General features: G+C 61.9%; 10 protein-coding genes, 1 tRNA gene and 1 pseudogene. 4 read left to right on the top strand and 8 right to left on the bottom strand.

Annotation, left to right across the window (positions count from 1 at the left end):
* Window positions 1–983: 983 nt before the first annotated feature.
* From IVA81_RS30440 to IVA81_RS30430, 3 genes and pseudogenes are all read right to left on the bottom strand, one after another.
* Window positions 984–1,265, bottom strand: a pseudogene (locus IVA81_RS30440) (transposase); the annotation flags it as partial.
* A 295-nt stretch (window positions 1,266–1,560) separates the two neighbouring features.
* Window positions 1,561–1,782 carry a hypothetical protein gene (locus IVA81_RS30435; RefSeq protein WP_247324813.1) on the bottom strand — a complete coding sequence of 74 codons (222 nt, stop codon included), beginning with the start codon at window positions 1,780–1,782 and terminating at the stop codon, window positions 1,561–1,563.
* 174 nt (window positions 1,783–1,956) lie between these two features.
* Window positions 1,957–2,178: a hypothetical protein gene (locus IVA81_RS30430; protein WP_247324812.1), complete on the bottom strand. Its 222-nt coding sequence runs from the start codon at window positions 2,176–2,178 to the stop codon at window positions 1,957–1,959.
* Window positions 2,179–3,168: 990 nt separating this feature from the next.
* Between IVA81_RS30430 and IVA81_RS30425 the strand changes: the two genes are divergently transcribed.
* Window positions 3,169–3,348, top strand: a complete 180-nt coding sequence (locus tag IVA81_RS30425) for a hypothetical protein (RefSeq protein ID WP_247324809.1) — start codon at window positions 3,169–3,171, stop codon at window positions 3,346–3,348.
* An 813-nt stretch (window positions 3,349–4,161) separates the two neighbouring features.
* On the opposite strand, the gene IVA81_RS30415 is transcribed toward IVA81_RS30425, so the two are convergent.
* The 4 genes from IVA81_RS30415 to IVA81_RS30400 form a co-directional block, all read right to left on the bottom strand.
* Window positions 4,162–4,431 carry a hypothetical protein gene (locus tag IVA81_RS30415; protein ID WP_247324808.1) on the bottom strand — a complete coding sequence of 90 codons (270 nt, stop codon included), beginning with the start codon at window positions 4,429–4,431 and terminating at the stop codon, window positions 4,162–4,164.
* Window positions 4,432–4,988: 557 nt separating this feature from the next.
* Window positions 4,989–5,063 (bottom strand) — tRNA-Val (locus IVA81_RS30410).
* A 160-nt stretch (window positions 5,064–5,223) separates the two neighbouring features.
* Window positions 5,224–6,519 (bottom strand): hypothetical protein, encoded by a 1,296-nt coding sequence (locus IVA81_RS30405; RefSeq protein ID WP_247324807.1) that lies wholly within the window; start codon window positions 6,517–6,519, stop codon window positions 5,224–5,226.
* 118 nt (window positions 6,520–6,637) lie between these two features.
* Complete coding sequence (locus IVA81_RS30400) at window positions 6,638–7,243, bottom strand: DUF1134 domain-containing protein (RefSeq protein ID WP_212088922.1); 606 nt, start codon at window positions 7,241–7,243, stop codon at window positions 6,638–6,640.
* Window positions 7,244–7,382: 139 nt separating this feature from the next.
* On the opposite strand from IVA81_RS30400, the gene IVA81_RS30395 reads away from it, so the two are divergent.
* Window positions 7,383–7,868, top strand: a complete 486-nt coding sequence (locus IVA81_RS30395) for a YHS domain-containing (seleno)protein (protein ID WP_247324805.1) — start codon at window positions 7,383–7,385, stop codon at window positions 7,866–7,868.
* 12 nt (window positions 7,869–7,880) lie between these two features.
* Here the strand turns inward: IVA81_RS30395 and IVA81_RS30390 are convergent, their stop codons facing one another.
* On the bottom strand, window positions 7,881–8,702 hold the full coding sequence (locus IVA81_RS30390; protein ID WP_247324802.1) for a 3'(2'),5'-bisphosphate nucleotidase CysQ: 822 nt from the start codon (window positions 8,700–8,702) through the stop codon (window positions 7,881–7,883).
* Window positions 8,703–8,904: 202 nt separating this feature from the next.
* On the opposite strand from IVA81_RS30390, the gene IVA81_RS30385 reads away from it, so the two are divergent.
* Together IVA81_RS30385 and IVA81_RS30380 are read left to right on the top strand one after the other, a co-directional pair.
* Window positions 8,905–9,558 carry a histidine phosphotransferase family protein gene (locus tag IVA81_RS30385; protein WP_247324799.1) on the top strand — a complete coding sequence of 218 codons (654 nt, stop codon included), beginning with the start codon at window positions 8,905–8,907 and terminating at the stop codon, window positions 9,556–9,558.
* A 197-nt stretch (window positions 9,559–9,755) separates the two neighbouring features.
* Window positions 9,756–9,917 (top strand): Hpt domain-containing protein (locus tag IVA81_RS30380; RefSeq protein ID WP_155256717.1); only part of this gene is annotated, 162 nt, incomplete at its 3' end.

Genomic DNA, 9,917 nt, shown 5'->3' with positions numbered 1-9,917 from the left:
GTTCTCCTTCGTCCACATGGGCGCCCCTTCGAATCGGACCGCCACCCTTGAATCATAAATGATTCCGATGATTCAAGATGTTCCCGGACAGACACTAAGGGACTTGGAAACACCGGTATCTGGTATCTCGCAGCCCATGGACAGGTTTGTGCGGTGGCCTTAACCAATCGAATTCTGCAAGCCTAGTCGATTTGACATCCATTCTTTCTCGGGACCAGCCCGACGTTCGAAGCCGAGACAACGCCGCGGTGCGGGCGGTGCTCGATAAGGTCTGCGACAGATGAGAAACCACGAGATCGGCCTTAGTAGCGATATCGCTTGGAACGGTCTCGAAGTCGGCACCCGATAGAAAGCTCGATTGACGGCCAGAACCAGGTTAGCTACTGAGCGCGCAGTGATGCGCTATAGACGCGTACACGATGTGGAGATGAATTGCAGTCCTTAGTCCGTACGCTTTCTCATGGGCATGGTTGGGTCACTTCGTTCCCTTAGGATGGTGCCGCGCTTATTGCAAACCCTGCAGATGAACCGCTCCTCACAAGGCGGACGTGTGTCCGGCCATTAGTCGAACCGAGACTGGCGGCGACGATTGTCGGGTTTGTGATCAATTTCAATCACCGATGATCCGCGCACTTATCACGAAGCGCCTGCACCCACTTTTCAGAGTTGGTACGCGGCTTGGTTCGTTCGGGGCAACATTATGGCGCGACATATGTGGAACGGCTCCGCGGGCAAGTGCTTTTTTAGACATTTCGTCCTCCGGGAACGGTGCGGTCATATGTCCGGCCTTTCAGCGCGGTCGTGGACCGCTGGCCTCGATGAAGTTCGCGATGCGAGGGGCTGATCAATCTGACGCGCTTTAAGCGCATTGTCGCGCCGGCCTCTCTCGCCTCGGGATTTCCTCCCGTGGGGTCATCGTCTAATTATGCACCGCGCCTCTGTCCGGCTACGTGCCGGGCAGTCTGTTCTGGTCGTCGTTCGGCTCAGGCACGTGCTGCGCCGCTTGCCACGCCAGTATTTCGATAGCTTCCGCCCTTGGTGAGGAGCGCCCAGATGATCCTCGCGATCTTGTTGGCAAGCGCGACCGCGACTACCTTGAAAGGCCGTCGCGCCAAAAGCGCGATTAGCCACCGCGGCTCCTTCTCGTTGCCCTTCGCGCGTCGCAAGACCGACGTCGCGCCACAAACAAGCAGCGAGCGGAGCGTCGGATTTCCCATTTTCGATATGCCGCCGAGCCGTTCCTTGCCGCCGCTAGAATGGGGCTTAGCAACACATCAGCCAGCAAGAGATGGTGATAACCCAACTCAAGCGCGAGGGACGCGATCTCGCTCTCGCGCTTTCCGTGCTTGACACCCTGATTGAGACCCAAAAGGCTCATTTACTGGAGCGGGATTTGATCGTTACCGAAGTGGCAAAGCGGTTTGGATAAAGATGCTTGCGCAGTCACAGATCAACCGATCACGATGCATGGCCAAATGCTCTTGACCGCTACCGGTCCCGTCCACGACCCGCGGGGCAGCCCCGTCGAGGCCGTGCCCTAGGCGACGAGGGCGGACCGTCCTACTGTTGAGGATTGCCGATGTCGAACGCGCCTAGACGGTAATCTTCGCCCACCGATTGCTCAGTCGTCGGCCCCGCAATCAAAGTGAACGTCGCGTCGGGATAGCTGGTCCACACCTCAATGTCCTCTGAAGTGACGGTTAGATATCCGAAGAAGCATTTGTATCGACCCGGCTCCGTTACCCGACCGACTTTGTCCCACGTGATCTTATTAACGCGCATTCTTGCTCAATCGAAAAAGAAACCAGCTCACCTTCCGGGAGCGGGCTTCTCCTGCCCATGCGTATCGCGCCCCGTCCGTTAATGAGCGCTACAACTAGCGTAGTTCGGATTGGTTTCCGCCCGGTTACTACTCGTAGTCAAGCGAGCGAGGTGCCGCGGCGGCGGGCTTTCTCGCTAGCTCCACTCGTTCTCGGGCAATGAGCCGGGCGGCGGTTTGAGTTCTTCGAGACCAGATTCGACAAGCGCAAGTTCCTCTTGGATCGCTTTGACCGCGTTCCGAGGATTGATGCCCGACACGGCTTGCAGTTCGGCGAGCACCTTGCGGCGATGGGCTAGCAAATCTGCCAATGCACGTCGGTCTCGCATCTTCACGTAGCCAGCGACGATCATTTCCATGGCTGTTAACACTGCGTTGCCTCCTCTCCGCTTTGAGTTATCGCGGTCGGCTAAGCTCCAACAGACCGGCTTTTGTCATACGATATTCGACACCTTCGCCCGTTGAGCGTCGCTCCATCCATCCGTTTCGTAAAAGAGCGAGCGCTGTTCCGGGGCTGTCGGGAAGCTTTGAGGAAGACACCCAATCGCGGTCACGAAGACGATCGAGAAATTGCCGGTGATACTGATTAAAAAGCGACCTGAGCTTTTCTTGCCGAGGGATGTCTTGAAGTATCGTTTCAAGCGGGCGTTCGGTTTCCATAGCCGTTTGTTGCCATCGCATGGTTTACGATCAGTTACGGATCGGGAACACCCGGCCATCTTTTCTAAATGGTTCATGGTTATTGTTTTGCGGCATGGGTCACGAAGACGCATCTGCTTGGTTCGTGCCGACCCTTAGGCGAAGCTATGCTCGCCTAGCGGCGTGGGTGGTGCGCGATAATCGCGAGCCTGAGCCCAGCCGTTTGTCGGCGTCGCCGCGGGTGGAGCGGCCCTCGCATTCCAGACCCGCCGCGGCGGCCATCGCCGCCGCGCGTTTGAGGACCTGGAGGCCCGACGAATGGCGAATAGTCGCACCTCGACGGGTCCGTGGTTGCCGAACGAAGAGCCGGAATTGCTCTCGCTCTTTGGCGCAGGTGCCACAGCTGAGGAAGCCGGCGAACGGCTACGCCGCACCCGCCAAGCGGTTTACGCTCGCTTGCAGCGCTTTCAAAAACAGCGGGGGCGAGCGAGTAGGATGAGCGGGAAGTTCTTTGCTCAGTTACCAGAGTGATCGAGCGACTGCGATCGATCTCTAAGGTCGCAAGATCACATCCGCAGCGGATATAGGGTAGCGAGCCGATCCAATCGCATCGTCGGTTCGCCCGCGCTGAAGCAACTCCTGAACCGAAGGTTTAATTGCATCCGCTTCAAAAGGCGCCAAGCTGTAAGCGATCGCATTGAGGTCGACCGATGGCCAGCCCGACTGATGACGAATTGCGCGCCGCTGTCTCCGCCGCCATTGAGCAGTGGAAGAGTTCGCGCCAGCTTCCTCACCTGTCGCCGAACGATTGTGAGACGTTGAACAAGTTGATCATCACCGGGCTTCAAACCGTGCTGTTCCAGCGTGCGAAGATCTTCGACAAGCGCTAAACGGTACAGCTCGATCAAACCCCGCGGAATTCGACGACGCGGTCTTTGATCGAAGCATGCGCACGAAAGCCCGCAACCATCCAAGCCCTCGCTTGAGCGTGCCCGGCCTTCATGGAGCTTTCGTTTCTCCACCACGCTGTGAACTTGAGAGCCGATGCTGGGAGCTTACGTCCCAAAATGTCTTCGATCTCGACGAACGTGAGCCGAACGCTATGCGCGGCCTCGGTCAATAATCGTTGATGCAGCGGAGTGTAGATCGATTTTCGGGCGGTCATCGTCTGGCTGGGGCGGGCGATATGTCGCACCATCGTAGAGCGGTAAGCACGGTCACCATCATCCGCGGCGGCGAGCCGGCAGCGATTAACTGACCGGTATTATGCGGGTTCCTGGCGCCGAGAAGCCTGTGTATTAGGCGGTAACCCGTCTGAAGGGCGACATAAACAAGTATCGAGCCCTCATCACGGACATAAATCTGCTCGGCATGCTCAACGGATGGGAAGTTGGGCACCGCGCCAGAGAGCTAAATCCCGACATCCCCGTCATTTACATGACTGGCGCCGCGGCCGATCAATGATCCGCCAACGGCGTGCCGAACAGCATCCTATTAAACAAACCATTTGCGCCTGCGCAGATCGTGGCCGCCGTCGCTCAGCTTCTGAACGCTAGTGCGCCGCCTACGTAAGGACGTCTCAGCTGGCGGCCTGTTTTTTCTGAACGCAATCCCCATGTCGCCCGCAGGCGCCATACATCAATACCGGCTCAACCTCGACGCCGGAGACAAAATCCGATTTCGCGAATTTGCGCAGGTAGGCCTTAGCTTGTTAGCAGTTCCTCGCCCGGCGTCAGCAGCTTCACATACGTGCCGCTCTCATGGAGGTCGAGCCAGCCCTTCTCGACCACGTATTTGACGCCGGCGCCGAATTCGGGACTGCTGCAGCTGCAACCGTCCTTCGAGATGAAGGGATAATTGATCTTTTCGATGTGAATGCGGCCGTTGATCGGCTCGACGCTCTTCGCGAGTTTGACGAGCTTTCGCGCCGCAGCTTCAGGCGTTGCATAGGGGCGTTCGTTATTCGGTTTCATGGGGAAGTCCGGCGGTGAGCGGCGCGAACGTGGGCTTCGAGAGTGCAGGTGCAAACTATACCTCGCCGCGGAAGCAGCGCGCAATCCCTTGGCCGCTCTCTGGTCAGGGCAGCGCCAGATCGTGCATCCAGCAAAAGCTCGCTGGCCGTTTGGTCTCACCTTCACGTGAACAATGGCCGGCGGGCATCACTGCCGCCGGCCATCGCTTGCGGATACGCATGGGCAAACGAGAACCCGTCAGCCCTAGTTGGCTGGCGGGTTTTTCTTTAGGCGCGCAGCCGAAGTCCTGCTGCTGGGCAGAGTGATCGCTCACCGCCTGAGAAGGACTAAAGGCAGAGAAAGAAACAGTGCAGGAACGTCGCAGACAAGAGCGCATCGAGACAAACGAGGTCGCCTACACCGGTTGGGTGGAGGAGAACATCGAACGGTCGCGCGATGAGCAGCCGAGCCGTTCCGTAGACCATCATTTCTCGCTTCGTGCCCTTGTTGTGCCCCAGCTTTTTTGGGGCACATATTTGGAGAACTGCATCGCTAAGCGGCTGATTCAAAGAGCTTAATGGTGGGCGCACAAGGGATCGAACCTTGGACCTCTCCCGTGTGAAGGGAACGCTCTCCCGCTGAGCTATGCGCCCGGGACCATCATGCAGACGGCCGGACCTTGTCGGCCGGCCGGCGCATCGGAGCCCGCGATTTAGAAGTGCGGGCTTAAGGTGTCAAGTTTCCAGGCGCCGCGGGGCCGGAAAACCTTGCCTCCCTCACGCAATTGGCGACGGAAGCCGGATTTTTGGCCGCTTACGCGCCCTGCTGGCGGGCGCGGGAGGCGTGGGCCTGCAGCGCCCGGATGCGCTCGGCCAGCGTTCCGCCGCCCTCGGGCAGGCTGGCGGCTGCGCCATTGGTTGCGGCGTCGTTGGCCGGGCGCGGCGCCGGCTTCGGCGGCTGGCCGGCCTCGGCCGCCAGCAGCGCCTCGATCGGCGAGTTCGGGCCTTCGAGCTGTATCGCGAGCTTTGCCACCTCGGCGGCGATATCGTTGATGCGCTCGCGCAGCAGCGCGTTCTCCATGCGCTCGGTCGCCCAGGAGCTCTCGGCCTGCTGCTGGATCGCGTTGATGTCACGCTGCAGTTTTGCGCGCTCGTCGCGGGCGGTGCGGAGCTGCTCCTCCAACGCGGTCTTTTCGGCGCGCAGCGCCTCCATGGCCGCCGACGATTTGCCGCCGCTCAAGCCCGCGATCTCGACGCGCAGCTCCTTGATGGTGCGCTCGTTGGTCTCATTGGCCTGGCGCAGCTGGTTGTTCTCATAGTCGCGCTCGGCGAGCAGCTTGCCTTGCGTGGCAAGGCGGCCTTCGAGGTCGGTGACGCGGCCTGACAGCATCTCGGCTTCCTTCACCTGTCCGATCAGCTGGCGATCGAGCTCGGTGACGCGCTGGCTCAGATTCTCGACCCGGCCACGGGCATCGCCGAGCTCGCGTGAGGCGGTCTCCGATTCCAAACGCTCCTGCGCGAGCCGCGCCTGCGTCGCCGCGAACTCCTTCTCGGCATCGCCGACGCGGTTTTTCAACTCCTCGATCTGCGCGCGCACGGCGACCAGCTCGACCTGGCGGCTCTCCGCCATCATCGAGCGGTCGGACAGTTCGGAATTGATTTTTGCCAGCTCGTTCTGCTTGTCGGTCAGCGCATTCTCGGCGGCGCGCAGGGCTTCGGTCTTGGTGTTGAATTCCTCCTCGGTGGCGCGGAGCTGCTCCTTCACCGCCTTCTCGCGCGCCTCCAGCGCGAAGATCGTGGCGTTCTTCTCGCCGAGCTCGATCTTCATGCGGTTGATGGCGTCGCTCTTCTTGCCGAGCTCGGCCAGCTGGCTCGTGGTCTTGTTCTTGAGCTGCTCGACGCTCATCTCGAGCCGCCTCGCCGACATGGCGAATTCGGCGCGGAGCTGGTCCTTGTCGGCCTGGATCTCCGCCATCGACAGCGGCGTTGCGGCCTCGAGCCGGCGCGTGGTCAGGCGCACGGCGCGGTTATGCACCAGCGGCACGATCGCGAGCCCGCACAGCATCGAAAGCAGGAAACCGATCGCCAGGTACATGATCGGTTCGACCATGGGGCAGAACTCCCGGAGCTAAGGAAAAATTTACCAACGACCATGCCATGGCGGGCCGGCAAAAAGCCAGCCCCGCTCTGTCGTTAACCTTGATCGTAGCCCGGATGGGAGAAGCGGCCTAGAAGGGGTTCCAGGTCGCACGCGGCGTGTATTTGAGATAGCCGATATTGGCGCCCAGCCGCAGGCCGAGCCCGGAGCGGATCGGCACCAGCACGATGTTGTTGGCGGTGAGCGCCGTCATGCCGAAGCCGCCGATGATGTAGGCCGAGCCGTCGAGGCCGGCGAAGCGCTGGTAGATCGCGTTGGTGGCGGGCAAATTGTAGACCAGCGTCATGGTGCGCGCGCCGTCGCCGCCCCAGTCGAAGCCGAGCGAGGGACCCTGCCAGTAGACTCTGAGATCGCCGGCGTTCTTGGTGTAGAGCGTGCCTTCGCCGTAGCGCAGGCCGGCGACGAAGGCGCCGGAACCTTCCTCACCCAGGATATAGCCGTTGGGCAGGCCCCATTGGCTGATCGCCTTCTCGATGATCGAGGCGAGCCCGCGCGAGACGTTGCCGAAGAAACGGTGCCCGGCGCCGACAAGCTCGTCCGGCCCGTAGGTGCTGGGCGTCGGGGTCCGCTGCGGCGGCGGCAAATTGGGCGGCGGCGCCTGCTGGGCGGAGGCCGGCACGATCCAGCCCACCATCGCGACGAGCGCGAGCGCAGCAAGGCGTGATGCGAAAGTCATAAAAGAACCCCTGGTACCGAAACCGGTCGCTTCCTTAACCTGACGCCAACAGGCGCGGCTCTAGGTTGCGCCGGATGTCCCCTCGACTCGGATGTTATCCGCAGCAACTATGACGGCACAACGGCAGGAAGATAGCCCTTTGCGCCCCGGAATTGCCTTGATCGGCCTGCTCGTCTGCCTGCTGTCGGGCATGTGGATCACCGGCTCGGGGTCGCCGGCTGAGGCTGCCACCACCGAGCGGGTCGTCGTCAACCGTTTCACCGGCGTCGCCATCGAGGGCTTCGATCCCGTCGCTTATTTCGTCGACGGCCGAGCGGTGCAGGGGACGGCCGAGTTCGAGGCCAATCTCTGGGGGGCGGTCTGGCGCTTCCGCAACGAGGGCAACCGCGCGTCCTTCCTGGCCTATCCCGAAATCTATGGGCCGCAATGCGGTGGCTACGATCCCGCCGATATCGCCCGCGGCGTCACCGTCGCCGGCAATCCCCGTTTCTTCGCGATCGTGGCGCAGCGGCTGTACCTGTTCAGCCGGGAATCCAATCGTGATGCCTTTGCCGCCGACCCCGAGCGGTTCCTCTATGAGGTGGGCAAGCGCTGGCCGGCGCTTCAGGAACAGCTCAGTCAGTAGCAGCCCACCGCCTCAGGGTTCTGCCGCCTGTGGGTCGCCCCAGGCGATGAACTCCGGGATGATGAAGCCGGTGTCGCTGCGCTGGCCGAATCGGAGCTCGCCGCCTTTGCCGTCGGTCACCCTGCCGCCGGCGGCGGTCACGACCGCGGCGCCGGCCCCGACGTCCCATTCACAGGTGGGCCCGAAGCGGGGGTAGATGTCGGCGCTGCCTTCCGCGATCCGGCCGAATTTCACGGCCGAGCCAACCGTCCGCCTGACCGCATTGGGCCTGTTGTCGATGAACGCCTCGCTCCTGGGATCGCCATGCGAGCGGCTCACCGCCGCGATCCAGGGCTCTCCCCGCGCAGGCAGCTTGCTGGTGTGGATCGGCTCGGCCGCGCCGATGATAGCGCCGTCAAACCTCACGCGCTCGGCGCCGCGGCCGACAATGCCGCGCCACAGCAGGCCCAGCGCGGGCGCGCTGACGATGCCCAGCAGCGGCACGCCCGATGTCACGAGGGCGAGGTTGACGGTGAACTCGTCGCGACCGGCGACGAACTCCTTGGTGCCGTCGAGCGGATCGATCAGGAAGAAGCTGCCCTCGAATGGCGGGGAGGCGAGCTGGGTCCGCTCTTCCGAGAGCGTCGGGAAGTCGCCTGCGAGCTGGGCCAGGCCCTCCGCGAGGATGCGGTCGGCGGCAAGGTCCGCCTCGGTCACCGGCGAGCCGTCCTGCTTGCCGTCGACCCGCATTGCCGCGCGGTTGACCCTGAGGATCGCCTCGCCCGCCTTCACCACCAGCGCCGTCAGCGGCTCCATCAGGCCGGATGCGGCCGCGCCGTCGATGATCCGCTTCACCTGGATGCCTCAATCATCGGCAATTCGTTCCTTTCGACTGATTCGCCCCGATCGATTCGACTTGGCTTATGACCGCCTCGACGTGATCGCAAGCTAGCTGCCGCGGGCCGGCGAATGTTAGAACCCGCAGCATCCGTCAAGCATGCGTGATTCGCGGCGTCCAGCGCCGTGCAATTCCAGGAACCCTCCAGGACCCCTTTATATGTCTGACGCCTCGTCGCCCGCGACTGCCACTGCTCCCGATATGCTCGAACTCGCTGCGCTCTTGTGCTCGCGGGTCTGCCACGATCTCATCAGCCCTGTCGGCGCCATCGTCAACGGGCTCGAAGTGCTCGACGACGATCCCAAGCCCGAAGACCGCGAGTTCGCGCTCGACCTGATCCGCAAGAGCGCCAAGACCGCTTCCGCCCGGCTCCAGTTCTGCCGTCTTGCCTTCGGCGCGGCCGGCTCCTCCGGCGCGCAGATCGATCTCGGCGATGCCCAGACCATGGCGCGCGGCCACATCGAGGATGGCAAGTGCTCGATCACCTGGAACCTGCCGCGGATCCTGATGCCGAAGAACCGCGTCAAGCTGCTGCTCAACATGCTGGTCGTCGCCCAGCATACGATCCCGCGCGGCGGTATGCTGACGATCGACCCGATCGGCGAGGGCGAGACGATGAGCTTTCGCATCACCGCGACCGGCCATAACGCGCGCCTGCCGCAGAACATCTCCGAGCTGCTGAGCGGCGAGCGCGGGCCTGCCGCGGATGCGCATGCGATCCAGCCTTATTATACGCGGCTGCTGGCGCAGGCCTGCGGGCTCACCGTGACGCTCAAGCCGGAAGGCGAAGCCATCATCATTACCGCTTCGTAAACGCGCGCTTCGCGCTCGGCCTCTTAATCGAATCTTTACGAGGCGCTTCGGCTTGTCCGGAGCGCCTTATCTCTTTGTTGGTTCCGTTCTTTTGCACATACTCAACCAATATTAAACGCTTTGCGGTGAAGCTGGCCCCATTCCGAAATGGCGCATCACACCTCGTGCGCGCCCTTCCTGTATGAAGGCCTGTTTTCATGGATGATCTGTTGCGGGAGTTTTTGACGGAGACCAGCGAGAGCCTGGACACCGTGGACAATCAGCTGGTGAAGTTCGAGCAGGAGCCGAACAACGCCAAGATCCTGGATAACATCTTCCGCCTGGTCCACACCATCAAGGGCACCTGCGGCTTCCTCGGC

The sequence above is a fragment of the Bradyrhizobium sp. 141 genome, assembly GCF_023074055.1.
Taxonomy (GTDB): Bacteria; Pseudomonadota; Alphaproteobacteria; order Rhizobiales; family Xanthobacteraceae; genus Bradyrhizobium.
The sequence above is the reverse complement of the archived record's forward strand: the minus strand, read 5'-3'. Positions and strand labels throughout refer to the sequence as shown.

Bases quoted from the DNA above. Each gene is read 5' to 3' on its own strand.
- IVA81_RS30435 (WP_247324813.1), bottom strand. From the start codon at position 1,782: ATGCGCGTTAATAAGATCACGTGGGACAAAGTCGGTCGGGTAACGGAG.
- IVA81_RS30430 (WP_247324812.1), bottom strand. From the start codon at position 2,178: ATGGAAATGATCGTCGCTGGCTACGTGAAGATGCGAGACCGACGTGCA.
- IVA81_RS30415 (WP_247324808.1), bottom strand. From the start codon at position 4,431: ATGAAACCGAATAACGAACGCCCCTATGCAACGCCTGAAGCTGCGGCG.
- IVA81_RS30400 (WP_212088922.1), bottom strand. From the start codon at position 7,243: ATGACTTTCGCATCACGCCTTGCTGCGCTCGCGCTCGTCGCGATGGTG.
- IVA81_RS30385 (WP_247324799.1), top strand. From the start codon at position 8,905: ATGTCTGACGCCTCGTCGCCCGCGACTGCCACTGCTCCCGATATGCTC.
- IVA81_RS30425 (WP_247324809.1), top strand. From the start codon at position 3,169: ATGGCCAGCCCGACTGATGACGAATTGCGCGCCGCTGTCTCCGCCGCC.
- IVA81_RS30405 (WP_247324807.1), bottom strand. From the start codon at position 6,519: ATGGTCGAACCGATCATGTACCTGGCGATCGGTTTCCTGCTTTCGATG.